Raw genomic sequence first — 26871 nt, 5'->3', positions numbered from 1 at the left:
GGTCATGGAATGAGAAGGACGGTTCATGAGGCAGCTGGTGTCGTGGTCGGCGCGTGCCTGCGTGGGGTTCGTGCGAGCGTGCGTCGTGGTGGTCGTCAGCATGCTGGTCCCGGCCGTGTGGGCCGCTGCCGCGGCGCTGTGGATCTGGTGGTGGGATGGAGACCCGTGGTCCGGGATAGTGCCGTTCCTGTGGGCGTGTATCGGCACGCTCGCCCTGTCCCGCCCCGTGTGCCGAATGGTCCGCTCCCTCGTCGCGAAGTGGACGGGCACCGTCATCCCCGGCGGATATCGGCAGGCCGGGCCGGTGACGCAGATGGCGACCGGGTACTGGTGGAACGGATACTCCTACGAGCGCACCAGCCGGGACGCCCGCATGGATCAGCAGTGGCGGACCCGGTGGCGCGATCCCGCCACCTGGCGTGATCTGCGGTTCACGGCGATCGCACCGATCACCATGGGAGTGATCTGCGCGATCCCGCCGGCCGGAGTCGTCGCGGCGGTCCTCGGGTTCGGTCGCCCGGGGTTCCCCGCGGTTCTTGCCGGAGTGCTCGGCGCGGTAGTGGCCATCGCCGGCGCGCCGTACGCCTGGCGGTCCATCGAGCCGGTGGCCGTTCGCTTCCTGCGCGCGTCGCCCGCGATGGCACTGCAGGACCGGGTGGCTGAGCTGACGGCCCAGCGCGCGGACGCCACGGTCGCGCAGGCCGCCGAGATCCGCCGGATCGAGCGGGACCTGCACGACGGAGCGCAGGCACGCCTGGTCGCGCTCGGGCTCTCCTTGGCGACCGCGGAGAAGCTGATGGAATCCGACCTTGACCAGGCCAGGGCGCTGCTGCGGGATGCGCGGGCCGGCGCCGCCACGTCGCTGACCGAGCTTCGCGACCTGGTCAGGGGCATCAGCCCGCCGGTGCTGAACGAGCGAGGGCTCGTCGACGCCGTCCGCGCCCTCGCCTTGGACAGCCCGCTCGAAGCGGCGGTCAGCGCCGACGTTCAGCTCCGCCTGGACCCGCCGATCGAGGCCGCCCTGTACTTCGGAGTCGCCGAACTGCTGACCAACGCGGCCAAGCACGCCCACGCGTCCCGGGCGCGGATCTCCATCGCCCAGGACGGCACCGGCATCGTCGTCGATGTGGAGGAGGACGGCCGGGGCGGGGCCGACGTGCGACCCGGGGGTGGACTCGATGGGCTACGCCGCCGCCTCGAGGTCTTCGACGGCACTGTGGAGGTCACCAGCCCGGCAGGCGGTCCGACCCGAGTGAGGATGATGCTGCCATGCGAATCGTTGTAGCCGAAGACCTCTACCTCCTGCGCGACGGGATGGTCCGCCTCCTGGAGGCGTACGGACACCAGGTGGTGGCGACGGCGACCACCGGACCCGAGACGCTCGACGCGCTGCGGACATGGCGGCCGGACGTGTCCGTCGTCGACGTCCGCATGCCGCCGACCCAGTCGGATGAGGGCCTGCAGGCGGCCCTTGCGGCCCGCCGGGAACTGCCCGGACTCCCGGTCCTGATCCTTTCCCAGCACGTCGAACAGCTGTATGCCCGCGAACTCCTGGCCGGCGGCGTCGGCGGCGTCGGGTACTTCCTCAAAGACAGCGTGTTCGACGCCGATCAGTTCATCGATGCCCTGGAACGCGTCGCCGGCGGCGGGACCGCCATGGACCCGGCCGTCATCACCAAATTGCTGTCCAGTGGATCCTCCAGCCGACGGCTCGAACAGCTCACCGAACGCGAACACGCCGTGCTCGGCCTCATGGCCGAAGGATTGTCCAACCAGGCCATCCGCCAGCGGCTCTTCCTCAGTGAGAGCGCCATCAGCAAGTACACGACCTCCATGTTCGGCAAGCTCGGGATCAGCGATGACGAGAGCAGCAACCGCCGTGTCCTGGCCGTCCTCACCTACCTGAACAAGACGTGAACGCGGGCGGCCGTCGCACTCGCGGCGGCGTGCCGCAGTGGTGATCGCCGGATGCCGCCCGCGGCACCGTCTCCGAGCGACGAGGGCGCTCAGACGCCTTCCTGGGCGGCTTCGCGAGAGGACTGAGCGGTGTGCCGGGCGGTCCGCGCGCGCTCCTTCCCGCGTGGCAGGGCGGCCAGGCCGGGGAGCCAGCCGAGCGCGACGCCCCATATCAGCCCGGTCACGAGCGCGCCCGCCAGATATCCGGCGTACGCGCCGAGGCCCGCGGACGCCGTCTGCGTGAGCACGACGGCCCGCAGCAGGTCGGCGAGCACGGCGCCCGCGAGGAAGGCGCCCCATGTGCGCCAGAAGCCGCCGCGCGCGAGCGCGACCACGGCGACGAGCACCAGCGCCGCCACGCTGTCGGCGAGCGTCACCGTCCAGGTCGTCTCCCCGATCGGGACGAGCCGCAGCCCGGGCGGCCCGAGGGGGAGGCCGAGCGCGGCGGGCACCGCCAGGTAGCCCACCCGGGTGACCAGCGCGCCGCCGAAGAGGCCGGACGCGATGACGAGTACCAGCGTGACGACCGTCGGAAGGCTGTTGCGAGCAACGCTCATGTTCGGCATGCTAGCGGCGTCCACGTTTCTCACGGAAGCCCTCGGAGATCGGATGAAGAGAGCCCGGTGGATCGTGTCCCTCGCCGCGCTGGTCGTACTCGCCGGGGGCGTCGTCGCGGCGACCAGGGGTGCCCCCGAGCCGGGCGGCCGCTTCATCACGGACGAGCGAGGCAGGACGCTCATCCTGCGCGGCTTCAACACGGCGAGTAGTGCCAAGGGTGCCCCGGACGCCCTGCCCGAGCTCACCAAGGCGGACATCGACCGCGAATACCGTGACATGGGGACAAACTTCGTCCGGTTCCTCATCATGTGGCGTGCGGTGGAGCCCCAGCCCGGCACCTATGACACGAAATATCTGGACAAGGTGGCGGAGTGGGTCCGCTGGTATGGCGAGCGCGGGTACCACGTCATGCTCGACATGCACCAGGACGTGTGGGGCAGCGGGGTCAGCCCGGAAGGTGAGACAGGCAACGGCGCCCCCACGTGGGCGACCTATCTCGACGGGTTCCCGGTCGAGACCGACCTGCCCACCTGGGAGTTGGGCTACCTGGAGCCGGGCGTCATGCGCGCCTTCGACAACTTCTGGAACACCACCGGCGAGCACCCGGAGCTGATGGACCACTATGCCAAGGCGTGGAAGGCGGTCGCCGCCAGGTTCAAGGACGACCCGGCGGTCCTCGGCTACGACCTGATGAACGAACCCTGGGGCGGCTCGGTCCAGGGCCCGCAGTTCGAGACCGGGCCCCTGGCCACCCTCTACCGCACGACCATCTCCGAGATCCGGTCCGTGGACTCCGACAGTTGGATCTTCCTGGAGCCGCAGGCGGTGGGCGTCAACTGGGGCCTGCCCTCGGCGCTGCCGTACGTCGACGACCCCCGGAGCGGTCCGCCCCGTATCGCCTACGCCCCGCACCTCTACCCGCTGCCGCTCGACCTGGGCGACGACTACACGGCGGGCTCCAAGAACTGGACCGACCGCACGCTCGGCTGGTGGCGCGACAACGTGTTGCGTACGGCGGACCGGCTCGACGCCCCGGTCCTGCTGGGCGAGTTCGGCCTGGACATGACCAGGCCGGGCGCGAGTGACCTGGTGGACCGGGTCGTCCGGCTCAGCGAGCGGGCGGGTGCGGGCGTGGCGTACTGGTCCCGGGACCCATGGTCCTGGGGCCCGTACGACGAGAGCGGCACGGCCACCCCACTGGTCGGCGTCTATGCCAGGCCGTACCCGAGGGCGATCGGCGGCGTCCCCGTGGACATCCGCTCCGAGGCGCGCTCGCTGACAGTGACCTTCGACGCCAACGGGACGGGCCCGACGGAGATCTACCTGCCCGCCGCCGGCTTCCCGGACGGCGGTCGTGCCTCGGAAGGCGAGGCGACCTGGGACGCGGCGCGGCGGGTCCTGACCGTCCGGACCAAAACCTCCGGCCGGGTCACCCTCACGATCACGCCTGCTTAGGTGGGGTGTCTGTACGCGTTCACCGGGGTCGAGGGAGCGAAGCGGGCTTCGCGAGGACCACGGGTTTCTTCCGGCGAACTGACCGGCCCGGCCAAGGCCCGTGGACACCCCACGAGGTGTACCGGCCACGGACGTCGGTGACGGGGGGCGGCCGTGGCGGGCCACTCTCTCCACCGCGTCATCGCCGAGCGGTGCGTCGTGCGCGCGTACGGAGTTTGTCGGTGGGAGCGGCTAGTTTGTTCGAGCACCCTCCGCAGGGCGTATCCGGCCCTTCACCCCCCGGGAAACAGCACGTGCGTCGTTATCGTTTCGGGTGGTTCGCCGCCTCGGTCGCCGCCGCCTACACGGCCGCGGCCGTCCTGTTCGGTGTCATCGCGCTGGTCACCGGTGACGGTGGTCTCCTTGCCCGGCTGCTCACGTTCGGGCAGGCGGGAGGGGCATCCGCCGGATGGCCGGTGCCGCTCCTCGTCCTGATCGCCGCGTTCCACGGGTGGGCGCTATGGCAGATCCTGCGTGGGCGCCAGGCCGGGCCGGTTCCGGCGTCCGGCCGCCGAGCGGATCTTCGGCATCGCCCGGCTGTACGGGCTGCCCTGGATCCTGGGTACGGCGCTGCTCCTGATCGCCCAGGCGGCGGACGGCAGGTGGAGGCGGGCCACCGTGTGGGCGGGGTTCTGTTCCGTGGCGGTGCCGTACCTGCTGTTCCCGTTCTCCATCAGGTTCGCCTTCGCCTGGGCGGACGGCGGCGTCGGGCCTGTGATGTCAGGCCTGGCCACCGCGACCGCCCTGCTGACGGCGGTGTGGCAGGCGCGTTCCGCCCATGAGCTCGCCGGCCCTCAGACGGAGCCCGATGCGCGGGCGGCTCGGCCGGGGCCGGCGTCGCTCCGCTCGCGGACGCTCGCCGTGGTGGCGGTCGCGCTGCCCCTGCTCCCACTGGCAGTCGGCCTTTTCGGCGGCCCGCCGCCGTGGCCTGGGGCGGAGATCTTGTTCGGCTGGACCTCCTACGCTCCGGACGGCTTCCCCGACCTCATGCCGGCCGTGCTCGTGTCGCTGGTCGACGTCGTCGCCGGGGTGGGCGTCCTGTCCGTTCTGGTCCTCGTCGCGGTCCTGCGGAGGACGCTCGGCCTGGTGCGGGCGACGGTGCTCGTCCTGCTCGCCGCCGCCGCGGCCGAGGTCGTCATCGCGCTCACCGCCGCCGTCCCGGGCGACGACCTCGGGTCTGGCCTCCAGGTCTTGGGCGACCCCGAACTGACGTATTCCATGCCGGGCGGCTATCCCTCCGGCGACGTGCGGCTGTGGTTCGGCGGCGCCTTCGCCATGGCGGCTCTCCTGCTCGTGGCGGCGGTGCCGGGTTCCGGTGGCCGGCCGCACTCGCGGTTCCGGATCGCGGCGACGGGCGCAGCGGCGGCCGCCCTGCTGGGTTTCCTTCCGGCGGCCGACCACGGAGGCGGCCCGGTCCTGTGACGTCCATACTCGAAGCGACCCGGCGGAGCTCGCCCGCGTTCACCGTACGGACGGCGTCCAGGTCAGGGATCTCAGCTATGTCCTCGCGGACATCTGCCCGAGTGCCGCCGCCGACGTCGCGGCGGACGCCGAGCAGGAGGAGCGTGAGTTCCGGGAGTGGGAGGAGGAGCGGCGGCGCGTCTGCGCCACCGGGCGCCGCCACCGGCCCCGGATCAGACCGGTGTTCAGGGTCGTCCAGCGGAACCCGGTGATGATGGTGGACTACGGCGACCTGGCGGCGTACGAACCTGACATCGCCGGGGAGGACTTCGAGACGAACGATCCGTCCTACTCGGACGACCTGCTTGCCGGTGGGCCGGGGTTCCTCGACCTCGCCGTCCACCAGGATGTCCCGCTCTGCGTCACGACCGAGACGTACGACCGGCGCCCGCCCGTGGAGACCAGGGGATGGCAGCGCGTGGTCGAGGTCGGCTACCTCAGCGTCAGCGGCGAGATCAGATTCGCTCACCCGTTGGGCGACGACTCGCTACCCGACCTCGCCGTCCGGGGCAAGGGCCACTACCGCATCCGGGTCCACTACTCATGGGACACGTCGAAGGACGGCGGGGCCGTCCGGCAACGGCTGCTCATCATGTCGTATCCGGATCGGGGAGACCGTCCCGTCGTCTACCGGAAGCCCGCCAAGCCCTGACCAGTCGCGCCGGAGTGCTCAAGGTCGCGTGTCGGCGGAACGGGATCGGTTCGGCTCGGTTCGGTTCGGTGGCACGCGCGGTGCGCCGTGCTGGTGCGCGGTTCGTGGGGTGGCGTGGCTCTCGCGGTGGGTCGTGCCGATGTGCGGTTCGTGGGGCGTTGTGGTGCGCCATGCCGCAGTGCGTTCGTGGGGCGGCGGTGGGCCATGCTGATGCGCGGTTCGGTGGCGTGCGCGGGGTGCCGTGCTGGTGTGCGGAGGCCGCGTTCTGACTCGCCAGGACGGCACCACGTCAGCTGGCGCGCTGATGCGATCACGCAGGCCATGCTTGTCCGGCACGTCATCGGAGGCGACCGCTACTCAGGATGAACAGGGCTTGGCGATCTCAGTCCGTCCCGCCCATGCGCCTGCCCAGTGCGCCGCACGGGCGGCGGGGCTGGCACGTGGGCGCAAGCCGGGCAAATTGGGCGGCATCAACGTTGCTGGCCGTAGCTGTAGGTCACCCGGTCCCGGGACGCCAGTGATGGCGTCGACGACAGAGAAGCCGGCCTCGGTGGCGATCCACAGTGATCTCGCGGCTCACGAATGCCCACCAAGCGGAATGTCATGCACGGTACTCACAAATAGTACAAGTGTGATTACTTTGAGTTGTCTATCGAACGCGTGAGCGATATCCTCGCAGAGGTTCGACCGTCAGACCGGGAGGGGAGGTGCGCAGAGATGATGCTTTCGGGTGGCGTGCTGTTGTCGCGCCGACCGGAGGACGCTCTTCCGTCCCGGCCGTCTGACGCGCCTTCCGCATCCCCGCGACGGCGGCGCGGGTCCAGGCGGCACACGCCGTTCATCGGATCGGATCGTTTCTCCGGTGACTCCTACGGGGCGGTGCTCCTCGACCGTGCTCGCAGCGCCGGGCTCCTCGATCACGCTCGCGGTTTCGGCGGCCGCGAAGGAGCCCCTGATCCCACCCCGCACGACCCGGCGCGCCCCGAGGGGCAAGCTGCGCGACGCGGTCAGCCGGACGCCACGGCGCGCTCTGACGAGCGATCCGCGCGACGCGGCAAGCCGGACGCCACGGCGCGCTCTGACGGGCGAGGTGGGCGAGGAAGCGAGCCGGAGACGACGCACTCCTGGGCTCGGCGGCTGCTCGGCCTCCCGGATGTTGCGGAAGACCAGAAGCCTGACGGCGGTGGGCAGTCTTCGGGTCCGGCTCGACCGCCGACCGCGTCCGCTTTCATAGGGCCCGACCGGTCCCGCGCGAAGACGGCCGACCCAAGGGAAGAGACCGGTGGCGGGGGCGGGCCGCAGCGTCTCGGGAGCGAGGGCGGTGCTCTTTCCGGTCGGGACGAGCTACCGCGGCCCGGGTACGACCGTGACGACCTGTCGGCCTGGGATGGGATCTGGCAGGGCCGCCGCTCCACCCTCGATGAGTCGTCCGTGAACCGTCCCCTGCGGGCCGGTCGGGATGGCCGGGGCGCTGGCCAGGGCATCAGCGGTGATGGCCCGGCCGCTGGTGGTGACCGCCGGGGCGCTGGTCGGGATGGCCAGGACGCTGTTGGCTGGGGCTCTTCCACCAACCGCCGAAAGGCTGGTGCAGGCAGTGCTGGCAGCGGTGGGCAGGACGGTGCGGGCCGGGATGCTGCTGGTGGTGATAGCCGGGTAGCGGACTGGCCCGATCTGAACCTGGCCGGACGCGACGTCATCGAGTTGCTCGCTCGTGCTGAGCGGCTGGCCGCGGCTGCGAGGAAGGTGCCGGGCGCGACCGAGACCGAGACCGACGCCGTGGCCGGGGCTGAGATTCGGGCTGGAGCCGGTGTTGGCGCCGGGGCCGAGACTGGCGCCGGGGCCGAGACTGGCTCCGGTGCCGAGACTGGTGCGGAGGTTGAGGTGGTGATGGCGGAGATCGTCGCCCTGGCCCGGGCGATCGATCTGGCCGAAGCCGCGATCGCTACCCGTCTTCCGATAGCCGAGGCCGGGAAGGGACACCAGTTGTTCGGGCGGCGGTCGATCGGAGCATGGCTGGCAGCGGCCACCGGGTCACGCACCGCCCGCGCCGGAGAACGCGTCACACTCGCCCGGCAACTCCCGCGCCTACCCCACACCGCCCGCTTGTTCGCGTCGGGTCGTCTGTCGTTCGGGTATGCGGCGACGATCGCGTCCGCCACCCGGCATCTGGACGACGCCGAAACCGAACTGGCCGAACCGATCCTGGTGGAGTTGGCGCGGGCGTCGGTGTCCACGGTGGAGGACGTGGCCCGCGCCGGCCACACCATCATCGAGACCATCGACCCGGACGGGAGGCTGGCGCGGGCGGCGGCCAAGACCGAACGCCAGCACCTGACGATCTCCGACACCACCGATGGGATGGGCCGCCTGCGCGGACTGCTCGACCCAGAACTGAAGATGCAGCTGAAAACCTGGCTGGAACCGCTGGCGGCCAAAACCGACAGCACCGACCTGCGCAACCACGGCCGCCGCATGGCCGACGCCCTCGCCATCCGCCTATCGCAGGGCGGCAGGCGCACCGTGATGCACGTATCGGTCACCGAGCAAACCCTGACCGGCCAATCAGAAGAGCCGGCCTTTCTGGAGGACGGCACGGCTATCCCGGCGCAGGATGCGCGCAGGATGGCCTACACCGCCGAACTACGGCGGGTGCTCCGCGACGCCGACGGGATCATGAAGGACTTCGGGCGGGCACGTCGGCTGGCCTCGGCCGACCAGCGGGAAGCGATCCTGGCCATGTACCGGACCTGCTGCCGTGAAGGCTGTGACGTCCCCGCCTACCTGGCCGAGATCGACCACATCGAACCCTGGTACCCGACCGGCCGCACCGACCTGGACAACCTCGCACCGCTGTGCGCGGCGGACAACAAGTGGAAGTCCCGCCACCCCGACCGGGTAGAGGTGATCGATCAGGGGGACGGGACCGTGTCGATGCGGTTCTACCGGTATTCCAAGCTCCGTCCCCGACGCTGGACCGACAGACAGTGACCAGCGACCACTGAACAACGACCCCGTGACTCGCCACCGTGGTCAGTGATCCGCGGTCGGTGATCCGCGACCAGCGAACGGCGAGCCGCGATTCCTGATCCATGATCGGCGAGCCGAGAGCCGAGAGCCGAGAGCCGAGAGCCGAGATCCTCGAGCGGCGAGCGGCGAACGGTGATCCGTCATGCACGTCGAAGCCGTCGCATGCAACTGCGACTTCTCTCCGATGCAGGCGGACCGGTGTATCCCTATGGGTCCACCATCGGTACGTCCTCGATTCACGTTGGCGCGGACGCCGCTATCACCGCTGCCTGTGGTGGGGCCGGTTCCTGTTCGATTCCCTCTACTGCGAGCGACTCCGGCTCTGCTGCGATGCCTTCTTCTGGACCAGGGCGCTGTGGATCGTCACCTCGTGCTGCCGGGGTTTGACGACCACCTCATGCCCAGGGTCGATGGTGACCGCTGGCGGCCTGGACACCATGGTGCTCGTCGGGGTCGGCGTTGGGGTCGGCGTCGCCAGGAGTTGGAGTGGGCGTCGGGGCGGCGTTGGAGTCGGGGCGGGGGCGGGGCTGCCTCCGGCCGGTTGTACGCCGTGAACGTCCATCCCGGGCCTGTGGGGGTCGCGCCTGTGACGTCCTCTCCTGTTGTCCTCGGGAACGATCTGCTTGCCCCCGGGCGCGGCCTAGTTCTGTGTCTCCGCCGTCCACGGCCAGAGCTTCTCGGGGTTGCGTACGGCCCAAATGTGCTTGATCCGGTTGCCTGGAACGTCGAACGCCGCCACCGTCACGGTGACGCCGTTGTGCTGGGCCACCAGACCGGGCTGGCCATTGACCGTACGCTCCAGGATCGCCAGGTTGGGGGCCAGGTCGGCGATGGCGATGATGTAGCGGGCGATCTTCTCGCTGCCTTCGATCGGGTGGAGCACGGAGCTGACCAGGCCGCCGCCATCGGAGACCATCGTGGCGTCGGGGTCGAGGAGGCCGACGAGGGCCTCGATGTCCTTCGCCTCCCATGCCTGCTTGAAGTCTCTGACGATGCCGGCCTGCTGGGCCGCCGGGGTCGCGGGAGGCTGCGACGCGCGGACGCGACGGCGGGCCGACGAGGCCAGCTGGCGACATGCGGCCGGGGTACGGCCGACGATCTCCGCCACTTCGGTGAAGGAATGGCAGAAGACATCGTGCAGGACGAACGCGACGCGCTCAGCCGGGGTCATCGATTCGAGCACGACGAGGAAGGCCATGCTGACCGACTCGTCGAGAGTGACCCGGTCGGCCGGATCGACCGCGCTGCCGCCCGGCCGCACGCTGATCCACTCCGTACGGTCGGGCAGCGGCTCCGGGACCCATTCGCCCACGTAGCTCTCGCGCCGGGCCCGGGCCGACCCGAGCAGGTCCAGGCAGATGCGACTGGCCACCCTGGTCAGCCAGGCGCCGGGGGATTCGATGGCCTCCTGCCGCTCCCGGGACATGGCGTACCAGCGGGCGTAGGTCTCCTGGACGACATCCTCGGCGTCGGCCAGGGAGCCGAGGAGCCGGTACGCCAGGTTGATCAGCTGACGCCGCTCGCTCACGATCGCGCTCAGGCCCGGATCGAGTCGGTCGCGCCCTGGCTCGGATTGGGTGGTCATGATGTCGCCGACTCCCTTGGTCGCGTCTGCCCTCACCAGATCGACGAGACAGCGCAGCGAAATGTGAGGTGGGCGGGGACACCTCACATTTTCGGCGGCTGCGTCGTCGGACTACTGAGGCGCCGGGTCACCAGCCTCAAGCACCGCTGAGATTGAGAAGGGAAACCTCCCCATGCCCTCGCACACGACGACGAAGCAAGGCAACCTCACGTTCTTGCGTGTCGCGATCACCGTGCAAACCGTAGCCGTCTTCGTCCAGGCGATCACCGCGGGGCTGTTGCTGTCCTCACCCGGAGGTGGGGCACTGCACAAAGCTGGGGCGTACGGGGTGTTCTTCGTGGTGCTGGTGCACGTTGTCGCCGCGATCGTGGGGTGGCGGCCGGGCGGCGGCTCGCCCAGGCCCATCCTGTACGCGGTCGGCTACCTGGTGCTCGCGTCGGCGCAGGTAGCGCTGGGCATCGCGGGGGTGAAGGCCGTGCACGTCCCCTTGGGTGTCCTGATGTTCGGCATGAGCGTCCTTCAGCTCGTCTGGATCCGGACCGGCCGCCGCGCTTATGGGGCCGCCGCGGCATGACGTCCGGCGCGCAGGTTCCCAGCGGTTGCGTCGCCGGACCACTGAGTCACCCACCAGCACGCGGGAACGCTGGGCGACCCCGGCCGGTGCCGGAAACGCCGGGCGACCTCGGCCGGCACAGGGAAGGCTGGGCGACGCTGGCCGGTGCGGGGAACGCTCGGCATCCCCAGCCGGTATGCGGATCGCCGTCGACCATCCGCGTCGGAACGCGTGATCGTCCCCGGCCATCGGCCGCTTCGCGATGAATGACCAACCCCACCGGTACGCACGCCGAAAACACCGCTGAGATGAGAAGGGAAACCTCGCCATGTCCATGCCTACGACGACCGAGCCGGACCACCTCCAGTCGCGTCTGCCCGACCCCAGCCAGTTCTTCCCCGAGGTGGCGGCAATCGCGGGAGCCATGACCAAGGCGACCCTGAACGGTGCGATCCCGCACACCACCATCCACCTGATGCAGTTGCGCGCCGGGCAGATCGTCGGCAGCACGTACCACACCGTCCGGCAAGCCGGCCTGCTCCGCAAGGCCGGGGAGACAGAGGAGCGCATCACCGCCGTGGCGTCATGGCGGGACGCCCCCTACTTCACCGACGCCGAACGGGTCGCACTGGAGCTCGTGGAGGCCGTTCTCACCCCGAACCCGTCCGGGGAGCGCGTCCCCGACGAGCTGTACGCCAAGGCGTCCGCCCACTACGACGACAAGGCGTTGTGGACGCTCACCATCGCGATAGGCCAGATCTGCTTCTTCATCCCCGTCGCTCTCATCGCCAAGCCGATCCCCGGTAAGGCCCTTGGGAAGAACTACAACCGGTAATGTCCGGCGGCTCAGGGTGAGGCACGGCAGCCGTGCCTCACCCGGGCGCGGCCGACTCTGTGTCGGCACGGCTCGGGGCCGGTGGTCTGCACGGTTCGGGGCCGGCGGTCTGCACGGGAACCGTACGGCTGGCCGCGGCTCGGAGGGTCATGGCGAAGGCCCGGCGGACCGCGCCGCTTCTGAGGAGAAAGGGCGGGGTTCTGCCCACGTCGGTGGCGGATACCGGCCGAGCCCGGTGGGCGGGGGATCAGAGGTCCAGTCCGCCTCTGCTGACGAGTTGCCGCACAATGACGTCGCGCTGGATCTCGTTCGTGCCCTCGCCGACGATCATGAGCGGCGCGTCGCGGAAATAGCGCTCGACGTCGAACTCGGTGGAGTAGCCGTAGCCGCCGTGGATCCGCACCGCGTTGAGCGCGATCTCCATCGCGGTCTCGGAGGCGAAGAGCTTGGCCATCCCGGCCTCCATGTCGCAGCGCCGCCCGGTGTCGGCGCGTTCGGCCGCGTACAGCACGAGCCGGCGCGCGGCGGTGAGCTTGGTGGCCATGTCGGCGAGGTAGTTGCCCACGGCCTGGTGCTTCCAGATCGGCTTGCCGAAGCTCTCGCGTTCCTGGGCGTAGCGCAGGGCGTCGTCGAACGCGGCCCGGGCCACGCCGAGGGCGCGGGCGGCGACCTGGATGCGGCCGGTCTCCAGCCCCTTCATCATCTGCGCGAACCCGCGGCCCTCGACGCCGCCGAGCAGCGCGGAGGCGGGCGCGCGGTAGCCGTCGAAGGACAGCTCGCAGCTCTCCACGCCCTTGTAGCCGAGCTTTGGCAGGTCGCGGGAGACGGTGAGGCCGGGGCCGTGCTCGACGAGCAGGATGCTCATGCCGGTGTACGCCGGCTTCGCGGCCGGGTCGGTCTTGCAGAGCAGGGCGATGAGCTGCGAACGGCGGGAGTTGGTGATCCAGGTTTTGACGCCGTCGATGACGTAGCCGTCGTCCGCGCGGCGTGCGACCGTGGTCATCGCCTGCAGGTCGGAGCCGCCGCCCGGCTCGGTGAGCGCCATCGTGGCACGCACCTCGCCAGTGGCCATCCGGGGGAGGTAGTGCCGCTTCTGCTCCTCGGTGCCGTACGTCGCGAGCAGCTTCGCCACCACGGTGTGCCCGCCCATCGCGCCGGCCAGGCTCATCCAGCCGCGGGCGAGCTCCTCGGTGACCATGACATAGCAGGCCATGGAGACGTGCACGTCGCCGTAGGGCTCGGGTACGGCGAGGCCGAAGACGCCGAGCCGCTTCATCTGCTCGATCAGCGCCTCGGGGTACTCGTCGGCGTGTTCCAGGCCGCGGGCGACGGGCCGGACCTCTCGGTCGACGAAGTCCCGTACGGTCGCCACGATGGCCCGCTCCTCCTCCGACAGCTCTGACAGCTCTGTCACGTCGCCTCCACGCCGCGTCCGCGAAGGCTGCCGGTCGCGGCCTCCGTCGTCGATCCGATCACTCGTCGATGGAACACTGCCCGGTTGGAGCTCCGGTTAAGGGGGCGCGGCTTGAGGGGGGCACAGCGCGAGGAGACGACAGTGGGTATGGCGGTGAGCGGTCGCGGCGAAACCGTCGGGCCGGGCGGGGGACCGTCGGGCGAGGCGGGACACCCGCGGGCGGGGCATGAGGTCGTCGGGCAACGCGCGGGGGACCGTCGGGTAGGGCGTGAGATCGTCGGGAACGCGTGGGACCGTCGGGCGAGGGCGGGGCGAACGGACGGGAGTCGACGGTGAGCGATGTGGTGACGGCGATCGCGGAGGGGCCGTACTTCGAGGAGCTGGCGGTCGGGCAGGTGTTCGACGGCGCGCCCGGCGTCACTCTCACGGCCGGGCACGCCGCGGTCCATCAGGCGGTCGTCGGCGACCGGCTGCGGCTGCCGCTGGACGCGCATCTGTGCCGGGAGGTCACGGGTGAGACCGCCCTGGCGCATCCGGCGCTGGTCTGGGACGTGGCGATCGGCCAGTCCACGCTCGTCACCCATCACGTCGTGGCGAACTTGTTCTATCGGGGGCTGGCGTTCCGGCGGCTGCCGTCGATCGGGGACACCCTGCGTACGTCCACCGAGGTGGTCGCGTTGCGGCAGAACCAAGCCAAACCGGGCCGACGGCCGACCGGGCTGGCCGTGCTGCGAATCAGCACGGTGGACCAGGACGGGGCGCCCGTCCTCGACTTCTGGCGTTGCGCGATGCTGCCGCTGCGCGACCCCGGGGCGCGGACAGGCCACGACGCCGATCTCGACGCGGTGGGCGCGGCGGTCTCGGACGCCGACCTCGCAGAGGCGGCCACGCGGGTGCTGGCCGGCTGGCGTCTCGACCGCTTCCGGGAACGGGTCCCGGGCCGGCACTTCGCGGACGTCTCCGAGGGCGAGAGGTGGCGGGTCGGCGGGGGAGACGTGGTGTCCGCCGCTCCGGAACTGGCGAGACTCACCGTGAACATCGCGCAGGTGCATCACGACGCCCGCGCCGCCCGGGACGCGCGACGGCTGGTGTACGGCGGGCACGCCATCGGTGTCGCGCTGTCCCAGGCCGCCCGGGCGCTGCCGAACCTGGTCACCGTCGTGGCCTGGCACGGCTGCGACCACGTCGGCCCGGTCCACGAGGGGGACACGCTCTCCAGCGAGGTCGTCGTGGAACGGCGCGCCCCGCTGCCCGGCGGCGGGCTGGTCCACCTCCGCTCGCGGGTCGCCGCCCTTGGCGACGGCGACCCGCGTGCCGTCCTCGACTGGAGGTTCGTCGCCGTGATGGCATGACCCGGCGAAGCCCCACAGCGCCGCCGGTTGTTCCGCCCGCCGCACGCGACGGCATCGGCCGACGTCACATGCGAGCCAGGCTGAGCCCTCCCTCCCCGCTCCGTTTGATCACGATGACGGCGTAGACGCCGGACACCTTCGGGTTCGAGATGCTGAGCCGTTCGGCCTTGCCCGGGCCTCCGACGGCGGAGCGGAGGGCGCGGGAGCGCGGCAGGCCCCACACGCCGGACGTCGGTGTCATCACGAAGAGGTCGACGTCCTGCCCGTTGCGGGGCGTGACGACGAACGTCGCGGGCTGGCCCTGTTCGAGCCGGGCCGTACGGATCTCGACCAGCCGGTCGGCGCCCATCGTGAACTCCGTGAACGCGTTCTTCTCCAGGTCGCCGTCGGGCGCCTCGGCCACCTCCAGCGCGTACTCCTGATAGTCGGCGTCCGAAGCGGCGCCGGCCACGTAGGCGTCGTCGGCGGAGGCGGGTTGCACGGCGATGAAGTCCGCGTTGGCGGCGACCCCGTCCGAGCTGGCGAGAGGCACCTTGGCGTGGTCGGGAGGGTACACGTCGAGGTCGACGTTCGCGCCGGTCGCCGGATTGGCGACCGCCGCCACCACGGACCACTTGCCGGCCGTGGTGGTGAAGACCGGCAGCAGCGGGACGTTGGCGGGCCAGCGCGCGATCTTCCGGTCGAAGATGTCGTCGTAGCGCGGGCCGCCGATGGTGTTCTGGAAGAGCACCGACCGCGCGAGAAAGCGGTCATCCTCGCTCAGCCCCGTCAGGAACTGGTCGATGTCGTCGGCGGGCGCCTTCCTGAAGGCGGCCACCACCGCGGCGGGGCCCAAGCCGGCGACGTCCCAGTACTTCTCGTTGCGCGGGCCGGCGTCGGCCAGGTCGAGGAGCGCGCCGGCCACCCGGCCCTCGACCGTGTCCCCGCTGGACCAGCCCTGGCTGAACCAGGTCGGGCTCTCGAGGTCGACCGGGGTGTCGGTGGGCCCCCACCGGTAGTGCGTGTCGCCGTAGGTCTGGACGGCGACCCAGTCGGCCCACCCCTCGGTCCAGGCGCAGGCCGGGCTCTCCACGGGGTCCGTGATGAAGTGCTCCTGGCAGGAGGGGGCGTGGGGCGGCATGCGGTCGTGGGTGTAGTCCATGATGAAGTGGCCCAGCTCGTGGGCGATCGTCATCTTCTGCATCTGGGCCGACGCGTCCAGGCGCACCTGGAAGCGGCTGTCGCATTCGCTGCTGACGGCCGGGCAGTAGTACGAGTGGGTGAGCACGGTGTCGGGCTTCCATTTGACGGTCACCCGCCGGCAGGCGGCCTCGCCGGGTTTCCAGCAGTCGTCAGCCGGCTGGTTCAGCCACCCGGTGTACGCCTTCCACGTGTCGTAGACGGCCGCCATGATCCGGAAGGCACCCTCCATCTCGTCGCCGGGCGCGGCCGCATAGTCGATGGTCGTCGTGTCGGTGCCCTTGGGCACGTCCTTCATCACAGTGCTGTTGGCGAAGTAGTCGAGGCCGGCACCGGTGCCCGGCTCCTCCACCGTCCACAGAGGGGCCACCGTGGACACGGTGAGATAGACGTCCTGGCCGCTGCCGTCCTCGTCGGTGCCGGGAAAGCACACCTTGTAGCCGCCCGCGGCGTCGGTCACGACCTTCCCGAGCAGGTCGGGGGCTTCGCCCTCGCCCTCGTCCTTGTCCCACGCCTCCACGGAGACGCTGGGCGTGCCCCTGACCGTGCCCGTGTCCGCCTCGACGTGCGTGACGCGCCCGTGCACGCAGGTGTCGCCGGCGGGGGTCGCCGCCGGCGCGAGGGTCTGCGCGGGACGGCTGAGGCGCTCCCGCCGCATACCGAAGATCGACGACTTCTCCCCGATCGTGAGGTAGGCGAGTCCTTCGCTGCTCGGGCCGGGCCGCCCGTCCCGGGCGTGAACGCGGATCGAGGCGGGGCCGGGGGCGACCGCCGTGACCACGCCCTCGTACCGGACCGGCGTGCCGCGCCGGGCCCGTTCCGTACGGCTCGCGCGGTCCACGGGGCTGCGCCCGATCGTCGCCGCGGCGTGGGAGAGCCCGGCCGGCGGGCGCACCCAGCGCAGGGTGTCCGGCAGTTCGATGATGGTCGTGGCGTCGGGAATGTCCTGTTTCGCGGTGACCTCGACCGCGAGCGTCGCGTCCTGCCCGACGGCCGGGGCCCGGTCGAGCGCGACGGTCACGGTGAAGCAGTCACCCGGAGTACATGGGGGAGGGGCCGCGTGGGCCGGGGCGGGGGCCGCCGCGGTGAGCACCGCGGCGATCCCCCCGACGATCAGCGCAGCCGCCAGGGCGGCGGCCGTCGGTCGGCGTGACATTCGTGTCTCCTGATCAGCCCGCGCAGGCGACGGGCGAGTCGAAGTGTCCCGGTGAGGTGGGGTACGGCGAGCCGCTGTCATTGGCGGGGATCGCCAGCTCCCGCTGGGCCGACGGGTCGTCTGCGGCACGGCCCGCGCCCGCTCCCCAGGCCACCTTGGCCAGGAAGTCGAGCATCGCGGGGGAGTGCTGGCGGACGATGTTGTGCCCGCCGTTGGCCGGGCCGCAGTGGGTGTAGAGGTTGAACGAGCCGTTCCAGTCGATCATCTTGTCTCCGGGGTTCGGCCCGTTGGCGGTCCGGTCGCCCTGCAGCACGTCCCGGCCCGCGCCGCCGTACTGCCAGTCGACGCCCTGGTGGTGCTGGTCGTCGGCCGTCGAGGCGTTGTCCTTGTCGGTCATCCGGAACCACTGGCAGGGATCCACGACAGTGGTGAGCGTGCCGTCCGGCATGCGCCCCGGGGCGCACGCGTCGGGGTAGGAGCCGCGCGGGTTGTAGTCGAGCAGGTCGGCCCCGGCGCCGCCGAAGAGGTGGTCGACGAACCGGTCCCCGGTGCCCCGGGCGGCCGGGTCGAACGCGCCGCCGCTGAGGCAGTCGGCGGTCGCCGCGTCCAGGACGGGATCACACCCCTTGCCGCCCCAGATGATGTCGTCGCCGTCGTCGCCGAAGACCTCGTCGCCGCCGCTGTCGCCGTTGACCAGGTCGTCGCCGGCGCCACCGTGCATGCTGTCGCGGCCAGGTCCGCCGCGCATGCGGTCGTCGCCGCCGGTGGCGAAGCCGTCGTGCGGCAGGGCCGCGCTCACCCAGGCGTCGCCGTCCGCGTCGTGCAGCAGGTCGGTACGGCGGTCGTAGGAGCCGAGCGGGAATCCGCGGTAGGTCTCCTTCGGCGGGGCGTTGAGGCTGACCGTGAAGCCGAGCTGCTGCGCGTCCCCGGCGTCGATCCGCTCGTTCACCACGCCGCCGCGGTCGCCGAGCATGGCGTCCTCGCCCTCACCGCCGTACATCTCGTCGTCGCCCAACTCGCCGAACAGGTCGTCGTCGCCGGGGCCGCCGTAGAGGCGGTCGTCGCCGTCCTGCCCCCACAGTCCGTCGTCGCCCGCGTCGCCGTACAGGCGGTCGTCGCCGAAAGCGCCCTCCGGCTCGCACGTCGGCTGGGCCTCCGTGCAGAACCTGGTGGAGTCGCCGGGCAGCGCCGGGTCGTGTGTACGGCTCCGCGTCGCGTCGGCGGGCGCCTGCCCGGCCGGATAGCGCTCGGTGTAGACGCGCTCGCCGGTCGCGGTGAGCGTGCGGACGAGCGAGCCGTTGTCGCCGAGCAGCATGTCGGCTCCGCCGCCGCCCTCGATCGCGTCGCCCTTGTCCGCCGCGCCCGGCCGGGCCGAGCCGCCGATCAGGTCGTCCTGGCCGGGGGTGGCGTCGTCGCCCTCCAGCTCCGCGGGCTCGCTCGCGACGCCCTTCCAACCGGGGTCGTCGAGCGGCTTCGTCGTGGTCTGGGAGGACTCGGCCGACAGCGGGAGGTCGCCGCGGATCTGATCCGCGCCGCCGCCGCCTTCGACGTAATCGCCCTGGGCACCGCCGGAGATGTGGTCGTCGCCGCCCTGCCCCCACAGGACGTCCACGCCCGAGCCGCCGGAGACGCGGTCGTCGCCGGAACCGCCGCCCAGGAGCGTGACCGCGCGCGGGGTCATCGGCTTTCCGTCGGACCCGGCCCGTACGGTGGGCCGGGCAGGCTCGCCCGCGAGCGTCACCAGGGCGTTGTCGCCGAGGACGACGTCGTCGCCCGGACCGCCGAACAGCGCGTCGTCGGCCCCGTTGTCGGCGCTGTCGTCGGTGGAGTCGGACGCGACGTGCGAGCCGCCCACCAGGTCGTCGTCGCCCCGGTCGCCCTCGACCCAGTCCACGCCCGGGCCGCCCTCGGCGTAGTCGTCGCCGTCCTGGCCGCGCAGCCGGTCGGGGCCGCCCTGCCCGAAGATCGCGTCGTTCCCGGCGCCGCCGTCGGCGACGTCGGCGCCGGAGCCGCCCGCGAGCAGCTCGACCCGGTGCGTGTGGACCTGGCCGGTCCGTACGGCGACCGCGGTCGCCGCGCCCGACGTGCTCAGGATCGCGTTGTCACCGGCGATCACGTCGGGCCCGTCGCCGCCGAGCAGGGTGTCCCCGGCGTCCGGGTACGGCCCGGAGCCGCCGCCGACGAGCTCGTCCTCGCCGGCCTCGCCGGACACCCGGTCGGCGCCGTCGCCGCCCTCCAGGTGGTCGTCGCCGTCGTCGCCGTGGACCTCGTCGGCCCCGATCCCGCCGAAGGCGGTGTCGTCGCCGGCTCCGCCGTGGATCACGTCCGGGCCGCCGGCCTCCTCCGGCGTCCCGTCCAGGTCGAAGGGTCCGCCGGCGTCGCCGTTGTCGCCGATGAGCCGGTCGGCCCCGGCGTCGCCGTAGAGCGCGTCGCCCCCGTCGGCCTTGCCGGCCGTACGGCTGCCGCCGATGACCAGGTCGTTTCCGGCGCCGCCGAACGCGGTGTCCTCGCCCGCCTCACCCACGACCGTGTCGTCCTGGGCTCCGCCGTACAGGGTGTCGTCGCCGGGGCCGCCGGTCACCTCGTCGGCGCCGTCGTCGCCGAACGCGATGTCGTCGCCCGAGCCGCCGCTGACCGAGTCGTCGCCCGCGCCGCCGGACAGCCGGTCGTCGCCCCGCTCGCCGCAGACGCGGTCCTGGCCGCCGCCCGCGTCGACCCGGTCCGCTCCGCCACCGGCCGAGACGGTCTCCTTGCCCGCGCCGCCGAGGATGAGGTCGCGGCCGTCGCCGTCGCCGTCGTGCTCCTCGCACGGCTCGTCCCGCAGCCGGTCGCCGAAGATCGTCGCGCCGCCGTCGCCGCCCACGATGTGGTCGTCGCCGTCGCCGCCGACCAGCAGCTTGGCCGAGGGTTCGACGCCCGCGGGCAGCGGCAGGTGCCGAACCTGCCTGAGCGGGCCGTAGTCGTCGCGGCCGTCGGCCTCGCCGACGTCGGACGGCTCGGCGACGACCCAGTCGTCACCGGGGCCGCCGAAGATCTCGTCCTTGCCGTACCCGCCGGCGAGGACGTCGTCGCCACCGCCTCCGAGGATCCGGGCGACCTCGCCGGGCCGGGAGCGGCCCGCGACCAGGTCGACGGCCTGCCCGCCGTACACCTTGTCGTCGCCCGCGCCGGTGTCGACGTAGTTCGGCCCCGAGTCGGCCGGTCCCGCGGCGTCCGGCCCGAACTCCTGGCGCGGCCCGGTGTAGATCTCGTCGTCGGCGGAGCCGCCGGTGAGGGTGTCGCGGCCCGGCCCGCCGACCAGCAGGCTCGGCTGGGCGCGGTAGCGGGGCGACGGGTCGGTGGCGGCCAGCGGGCTGTCCGAGGCCACGCCGATGGTGTCGTCCCCTCCGTTGCCCCACAGGTGGTTGCGGCCGAGCCCGGCGGCGATCCGGTCGTCGCCGTCGTCCGGGCCGTCGGCGGGCGCCCCGGGCAGCCCGTCGACGTCCCAGTCGGCGACCTCCACGGTGCCGACCCGGCGGCTGCCGGGGGTCAGGCGGCCGTCACCGGCCACCCAGCCGCCCGCGCCGCCCACGGTGATCTGGTCGTCGCCGGGGCCGCCGGCCACGATCGCGACCCGCGTGCCCCGCTCGTCGTACTGGTCGGCGCTGGTGATCTGATCGTTGCCGGGGCCGCCGTCCACGACGTTGGTCCCGGAACCGGCCAGGATCATGTCGTCACCGTCGCCGCCGAACGCCACGACCTTCCGGTCGAACGGGTACGGCGTGCCGGAGTCGTCCGCGTACCCCTGGAAGACGAGCCGCAGGGAGCCCTTCGCGCCGCGCCCGTCGGCCAGCACCCGGTCGAGGCCGCCCGCGCGGTGCTCCTCGCGCACGCCCAGCGCGCTGACGACGAAGCCCTCGTCGCCGGGGAGCTGGCTGACCGTCCACTGCTCGGCGTCGTCGCTCGGCTTGGCCGTGCTGCCGCCCCGGGCCGCGCGCATCGGGCCGATGTGCAGCACCAGCGCGCCGCCGCTCTCGGTCGCGAGTTTGGGCGGATCCTCGTCGCACTTCGGCTTGGCCGAGAAGTCGAGCAGCGTGGCCTCGACGACGGTCCAGTCGAAACGCTTCTTGAAGATCGAGAATCCGATCTCCACCCAGGCCTTCAGATAGACCTTGAGCTTGCCGTCCATGCTGAACAGGCACACCGGGTTGCGCAGCAGGACGCCGGAGAACTCGTAGAACCTGAACTTGCCGTCGTTGTTCGGGTCGGCCCAGAGCAACGAGACGGTCAGCGAGATGCCGCCGCTCACTCCCGCCCTGACGAGCAGCAGGTCGACCGCTGCCCCGGCCTCCAACCGCCCGTACAGCGTGATCGCGGGCAGGGGCCGGCCCCGCTCGTCGGTGGTCTTCAGGTAGAGGCTGTCGAGGATCTGGAGATCGGCCTCGCCCTGCTCGATCGCCTTGCGGATGCCGTACGTGTCGAAGCCCGCCTTGATCCGCGCCTCGACCCCGGCGGTGCCGGAGATGACCACCATGACGGGCGGCGGCGCGTAGACGGGACCGAAGGACTGGCTGTAGGTGAAGCCGAGACGCAGCGGGCCGGAGTCGTACTCGACCAGCTCCACGTCCCTGCCCATCAGCAGGCTGAAGATCGACCGGCCCGCGTTGTCGAGCACCGGGAAGCTGAAGCCGGCGGTCTTGGAGCGCGTCATCGGCCCCTGCTCGCCGGCCGCGGCCTTGCTCTTGGCGCAGCTCCTGGCCCCCTGGTCGAGCGCGGCGAGCAGGTCGGCCGTCTTCGGGGTCACATCCTTGATCAGGGAGTCCGCCACGTCCGGCGAGTTCTCGGTGGTGAGCGCCCGGTCCCCGGCCACGGTGAAGTCCCCGATCGGGATGTGCAGCTCGCCCTGGCAGTCGGGAAGGGAGGAGACCAGCTTCACGATCTCGACCGCCCGCTCGAGGAACTGGGTCGCCTTGCCGCCGCCCAGCGTGTTGTACTTCTCGGCGATCGTCATCAGGTTGACGTCGCCGCCGCCCGCGGCCCGGCTCAGGTCCGACAGCACCGGGATTGGCGCGTAGAGCTGGTCGACCACCGGCCGGACTGGGTCGGTGAGCCGTTTGACCTGCGTCACCACCGGGCCGAGCACGGTACGGAAGAAGTCGCCGGCCTCCAGGTTCACGTTCGTGAAGGCGATGGACAGGTTCGCGGGGTCGGGGGAGCCTCCCTTGGTGAGGTCCCAGTCGAGGTGGAAGTCGCCGAACAGCCCCGGGAGCATCGGCGAGCCGGGCGTCACGGTGAAGCGCCAGTCGATCGCCGCGTTGGCGTGCAGCGAGGTCTCCACCAGGTCGCCGGCGTCGGCGAGCTGCGCCAGCCCGATCCGGCCGACGGGCTTGAGCCCGACGCCGAAGGTGCCCGCGAACAGGTCGGGCGACTGCGGCGTACGGTTCTTCACGGTGACGTCCAGGATGGCCAACCTGGCGTTGATCTCCTCGGGCAGCGAGACGTTCACGCCGATCTCGGCCCGCGGCCGGTTGTCCGGCGTGGCGTCCACGAAGAATCCGCTGGTCCGGTCCAGGCCGACGGTCGCCTCGATCCGCCAGCCGACCTGGGCCCGTACGCCCTTGCCGGGGCCCTGGCGCAGCGCGAGGCCGGGGATGCCGATGTCCAGCCGCCGCTCCAGGCTCTCGCAGCCCTCGACGCAGCCCTTCGCCGGATCGACGACGCCCTTGCCGACACTGATCTTGAACGTGATGCCGGTCAGCTCGGCGCCCTTGGCCTCGTCACAGGCCTCGGGTTTGTCGGGGTTCGGTGCCTGAACGCAGGTGATCACCGGTTGCACGCCCGGACCGATCTTGGGGGCCAGCTCGGCGTTGTACCACTCGCGCAGGCTCTTGCCGGTGCCGCTCGGCACCTTGCCCATGGCCGCCTTGATCTCCGCGCGCCTGGCGCCGATGAAGTCGGCGCCCTGCTGCAGGTCGTGGCCGACCAGAGGCAGCCTGCCGTCGTAGGCGGCGACGCGCATGCCGGTCTCCAGCGCGACCAGGTAGCGGTCGATGCCCTCGCCCAGGTTGCTCCAGTCCAGCTCCAGCCCGGCGGGCAGAGTGGAGAAGTCGAACGAGGGCAGCTCCAGCCGGTCGATGTCACCGGGCAGCTTCGCGGTCAGGTCGAACATCTCGGCGAGCGGAGCCATCCTGGGCAGCCGCAGGACGAGCGCGTGCTTGCCGTCCGCCGTGATCGGGTTGCCGGCCAGGTAGGCGGGCAGCACCGCGCACAGCGCCAGGTCGGTCTCGTCGCGCCGGGGGTCCCGATCACAGCTGACCGGCTCGCTCGTCTCGTTGAGCGCCAGGTCGAGCCCGGCGAAGAAGTCGGCCGCCGGCACCGCCGCCTCCTGCGACTCGCCGCCGTACCGGAGGCCCACGCCGTAGTCGAGCCTCGCCTGCAGCGGGTCGTCGCCCGCCTTCCCGATGGAGAGCGGCAGCGGACCGACGTCGGCCTTGACGACGCCGTCGAGCTGCGCCTTCGCCTCCAGGTCCAGGCTGGACCCGGTGTCGATCAGCAGGTCGCGGGATAGGTCGAAGTCGCGCCGGAGCGCCACCTCGAACCCGAGCTGCACCTGGCCGTCGATCGCCGCGTCGAGCGTGCCGGAGCCCGAGGCGGCGACCAGGCTGCGCTCACCGAAGGAGAAGCGCAGCGGCTCCTTCAGCGCCGCCTTCTTGTCGTACGCCAGCGACAGGCGCAGCCGGCCGTCTTCGTAGCCGATGCGGGCCTGGCCGCCCAGCGCCTTGTTCAGCTCGGCGACCAGCGCCTGCACCGTGTCCGGCGGGGCCGCGGTCAGCCGGTCGATCGCGTCCCTGAGGGGCGAGCGCAGCGCGTACGCGGCGCCGGGTTCGGGCCGTGCCTGGCCGAACTTCGCGGTGAACGCCATCGTGTGCTCGCCGCACACGGCCGACACGGTCATCAGGCGGGTGCCGACGATCACGCCGCGCCCGATGTGCGCCTGGGTGAACGTGCGCGAGGGGTCGGTGACGAAGCCGTTCTCGCTTCCGCAGGCGCCGTCGCCGTACACGACGCCGGGGCCCGCGCCCATCTCCTCGGCGGCCACCAGGTCGGAGACCGAGCGGCCGAGGAGCGGCAGCTTCGTCGCCATCGCCTTTCCGGCCTGCCCGCTGCCCTTGACCTGTTCGAGGTAGGCGGCCAGCGCGCCCAGCGACTTGATCAGCGTGCCGAACAGCGCGCGCGGGTTGTCGGGGTCGAACGCGAAGTCCTTGACCTTGCCCAGCCGGTCGAAGCCGTGGAAGGCCAGCTCGCCCGGCTTACCGATGTCCGGCATCTCCACGTCGCCGGTGACCTTGCCGCCGAAGAAGTCCGCCATCCCCGGCACGCCCAGGGTCAGCCTGGTCTGCGCGGCGGCGTTCACCTGGGACGTCACGACCGCGCCGGGGTCGCTCGCCAGCCGCTCGAAAAGCCGCGTCAGCGGGATGTCGCCGACGTCCTTGAGGCCGACCTTCACCAGGTCGCCGCCCTTGGCGCTGGACATGGAGAGGTCGCCGGTGAGCCGTACGCCCAGGTAGCCGATGACGGCGTCGACGTCGACGGAGCTGCGGACCGAGACGCTCGCGCCGAACAGCTCGCGGCCGGTGCGCAGCATGACCCGGTCCGCGGGCCTGGGCAGCTCGGTCACCACGGTCGAGGTGCCGTCCGGGTTGGTGTGCTTGTAGGGGCAGGCCTTCCCCTGGCCGTCCGGCCGGGCGGCGCACGCCTGCCCGGTGGCCGCGTCGCCGAGGTCGAGCACGACCGTCGCGGTGGCGTGGTAGCCGCGCATCACACCGGCCACCGAGGTGGCCGCGTTGGCCTGCGCGAGCCCCGCGCGGGACGCGAAGACGTCGCCGAAGGAGACCTGGCCGATCATCGGGTCGGTGGCGGCGATCCGGTACGGCGTGCCGGCGGCGGGCATTCCTCCGCGCCACCCGTCCTGGGCCACGGTGACGGTGTCGGTGGTGTTGTCCGCCACGACGCCGGTCGACGTGCCCGCGGTGACCATTCGGCCGGCGAACTGGCCGGGTGTCCACTTCTGGCCGGCGTGCTTGAGCGTCGTGGCCGTGTAGGTGACGCCGGCGCCCGACCCGCTGCTGCTCTGCCCGGCGGGGTTGAGGGGCTCGGGCGCGGGGTTGACGGTGCGATCGACGACCAGCGTGAACACGATCTTCTTGGTGGCGTCGTCGTACCCCGCGTCGGCGACCTTGATGATCGCGCCTCCGGGGAGTCCGCGCGCCTTGGCGAGCGCGGCGAACATGTCCTGGATCGAGGTGAAGGTGGGCCGGCCGGTGTTCCGGTCGACGCTGCCGGCGACGAACGCGTCGAGCGACTCGGAGACGTGGACCGCGTCGGCCAGGGATCCGCGCATGAACGGCAGGTCGACGTCGCCCTGGCCGTTCCAGCGGGCCCGCTGGACGGCGGTGATGGCGTTGGCCAGGTGCGCCAGGCCGTCGAGCAGGTCCTTCGGGGTGAGCGACTGGAAGCGGCCGAGCCGGTCCAGGTCGGCCTGGCTCACGCTCACCTGCGGCGCACCGGCCGCGATGTCCGGCCAGCTCACGTTCACGGTCGCGGTGGCACCCTCCACCTGCGCGCCGGCGAACGGCTGCGCGGTGACCCCCAGCCCGGCGCTCGCCGCCCCCTTCTTCGCGAAGGCGAACAACCCGGCCGCCGCGCCGTCCGCGCCCAGCTCACGCAGGTCGAGCCGGCCGTCGCCGCTCGGGTCGGAGGACGTGGAGGTGAAGGTGGAGGTGAAGGACAGTGCCGAGCCGGGCGACAGGTCGACGCCGAGGATGCCGAACGCGGCCGAGGGCTTGGCCCCCGCGACCAGCCTCCCGTCCGCCTGGACCGTCAGCGTGGAGCCGGTGCTCAGCCAGACCGCGGTGGTCGCCGGGTCGTAGCCGAAGGACAGCTTCGCGCCGAGCTTCAGCGAGACGTCGACGCCGCCCGACGTGGCCAGCGAAATCTTGGGCTGCGCGCTCTCGATGGAGAGAGGCCGGTCGGCGACGTTCCGCGCGACCTCCAGGGTCAGGTCGAGGCGCCTCGTCCCGCCCTCGGTGCTCGCCTTCGCCAGCAGCCGGCCCGCGCGCGGGCCGGTGATCTCGTACTCGTCCTTGAGATCGTCGAGGCTGGTGAGGTCCTTGAGCCGGTCGTACATCGCGACCCGGAACAGGTCCGCCAGCCCCAGGCCGTCCTCGCCCCCGGGGACCAGGCCCACGAGGGGCAGTCGCTCGCCCATCGGGCCGACCCCGGCGAGCCCCTCGCCGAGCGCGGCGAAGCGTTCGACCGCGGAGAGGAACGCGGTGGTCTCCGCGTCCTTTCGCACGGCCGCCGCGGCGGTCTCCGGCACCCCCGTGACCAGTCCCGCCAGCACCCCGAGAACGCATAGAACATTGAGTAATCGCTGCCTTATCACCAAAACCCCCATACCGGACAGCGGACATACAGGGGATCTGTCTAGTGAGGCCTACTTGTGAATGGCTTGGCGACCACTCGAACGGCAGCGTGCGCCGCCCCCACCCGTCCGGAAAGGACGGAGACCGGCGCGTCCCGTGTCTCGTAACCGAGACACGGGGTCAGCTTCTCGGCCCTTCAGCTTCAGGGCCGAGCTTGCAGCTCCTCGCCGTACCTGGCGGGTACG

Annotated in this window: 14 protein-coding genes; 9 read left to right on the top strand and 5 right to left on the bottom strand. The window is 71.7% G+C overall.

The window, feature by feature from the left end:
• Positions 1-25: 25 nt before the first annotated feature.
• Entirely contained in the window at positions 26-1285 is a 1260-nt protein-coding gene (locus ACQP1V_RS33180) for a sensor histidine kinase (RefSeq protein ID WP_433414128.1), read from the top strand.
• Complete coding sequence (locus ACQP1V_RS33175) at positions 1270-1917, top strand: response regulator transcription factor (RefSeq protein WP_433414126.1); 648 nt, start codon at positions 1270-1272, stop codon at positions 1915-1917. The genes ACQP1V_RS33180 and ACQP1V_RS33175 overlap by 16 nt, the downstream gene beginning before the upstream one ends.
• 89 nt (positions 1918-2006) lie before the next feature.
• Here ACQP1V_RS33175 and ACQP1V_RS33170 read toward each other — a convergent pair whose 3' ends face one another.
• Positions 2007-2513 carry a hypothetical protein gene (locus ACQP1V_RS33170; protein ID WP_433414124.1) on the bottom strand — a complete coding sequence of 169 codons (507 nt, stop codon included), beginning with the start codon at positions 2511-2513 and terminating at the stop codon, positions 2007-2009.
• Between the two features lie 52 nt (positions 2514-2565).
• Between ACQP1V_RS33170 and ACQP1V_RS33165 the strand changes: the two genes are divergently transcribed.
• From ACQP1V_RS33165 to ACQP1V_RS33150, 4 genes are all read left to right on the top strand, one after another.
• Positions 2566-3969 carry a cellulase family glycosylhydrolase gene (locus tag ACQP1V_RS33165; protein ID WP_433414122.1) on the top strand — a complete coding sequence of 468 codons (1404 nt, stop codon included), beginning with the start codon at positions 2566-2568 and terminating at the stop codon, positions 3967-3969.
• Positions 3970-4482: 513 nt separating this feature from the next.
• Positions 4483-5430 (top strand): hypothetical protein, encoded by a 948-nt coding sequence (locus ACQP1V_RS33160; RefSeq protein WP_433414120.1) that lies wholly within the window; start codon positions 4483-4485, stop codon positions 5428-5430.
• Positions 5324-6121, top strand: coding sequence for a hypothetical protein (locus ACQP1V_RS33155; protein ID WP_433414118.1), 798 nt, complete (start codon positions 5324-5326; stop codon positions 6119-6121). The genes ACQP1V_RS33160 and ACQP1V_RS33155 overlap by 107 nt, the downstream gene beginning before the upstream one ends.
• Before the next feature lie 1431 nt (positions 6122-7552).
• On the top strand, positions 7553-9109 hold the full coding sequence (locus tag ACQP1V_RS33150; RefSeq protein WP_433414116.1) for a DUF222 domain-containing protein: 1557 nt from the start codon (positions 7553-7555) through the stop codon (positions 9107-9109).
• Between the two features lie 679 nt (positions 9110-9788).
• Here ACQP1V_RS33150 and sigJ read toward each other — a convergent pair.
• Positions 9789-10733 (bottom strand): RNA polymerase sigma factor SigJ, encoded by a 945-nt coding sequence (sigJ, locus tag ACQP1V_RS33145; protein ID WP_433414115.1) that lies wholly within the window; start codon positions 10731-10733, stop codon positions 9789-9791.
• 214 nt (positions 10734-10947) lie between these two features.
• On the opposite strand from sigJ, the gene ACQP1V_RS33140 reads away from it, so the two are divergent.
• Both ACQP1V_RS33140 and ACQP1V_RS33135 read left to right on the top strand, forming a co-directional pair.
• On the top strand, positions 10948-11307 hold the full coding sequence (locus tag ACQP1V_RS33140; protein ID WP_433414113.1) for a hypothetical protein: 360 nt from the start codon (positions 10948-10950) through the stop codon (positions 11305-11307).
• A gap of 307 nt (positions 11308-11614) precedes the next feature.
• Positions 11615-12121 (top strand): carboxymuconolactone decarboxylase family protein, encoded by a 507-nt coding sequence (locus tag ACQP1V_RS33135; protein WP_387410352.1) that lies wholly within the window; start codon positions 11615-11617, stop codon positions 12119-12121.
• Between the two features lie 247 nt (positions 12122-12368).
• Here ACQP1V_RS33135 and ACQP1V_RS33130 read toward each other — a convergent pair whose 3' ends face one another.
• Positions 12369-13526, bottom strand: coding sequence for an acyl-CoA dehydrogenase family protein (locus tag ACQP1V_RS33130; protein ID WP_387410484.1), 1158 nt, complete (start codon positions 13524-13526; stop codon positions 12369-12371).
• Between the two features lie 341 nt (positions 13527-13867).
• Between ACQP1V_RS33130 and ACQP1V_RS33125 the strand changes: the two genes are divergently transcribed.
• Positions 13868-14887: a MaoC family dehydratase gene (locus ACQP1V_RS33125; protein ID WP_433414111.1), complete on the top strand. Its 1020-nt coding sequence runs from the start codon at positions 13868-13870 to the stop codon at positions 14885-14887.
• 64 nt (positions 14888-14951) lie between these two features.
• Here the strand turns inward: ACQP1V_RS33125 and ACQP1V_RS33120 are convergent, their stop codons facing one another.
• On the bottom strand, positions 14952-17222 hold the full coding sequence (locus ACQP1V_RS33120; protein ID WP_433414109.1) for a hypothetical protein: 2271 nt from the start codon (positions 17220-17222) through the stop codon (positions 14952-14954).
• A 13-nt stretch (positions 17223-17235) separates the two neighbouring features.
• Positions 17236-26604 carry a hypothetical protein gene (locus ACQP1V_RS33115; RefSeq protein WP_433414107.1) on the bottom strand — a complete coding sequence of 3123 codons (9369 nt, stop codon included), beginning with the start codon at positions 26602-26604 and terminating at the stop codon, positions 17236-17238.
• Positions 26605-26871: the final 267 nt, after the last annotated feature.

The sequence above is a fragment of the Microtetraspora malaysiensis genome (genome assembly GCF_050947145.1).
Lineage (GTDB): Bacteria > Actinomycetota > Actinomycetes > Streptosporangiales > Streptosporangiaceae > Microtetraspora_A > Microtetraspora_A malaysiensis.
Note: the sequence above shows the minus strand (reverse complement) of the source record. Positions and strands in the feature narration are given on the sequence as shown.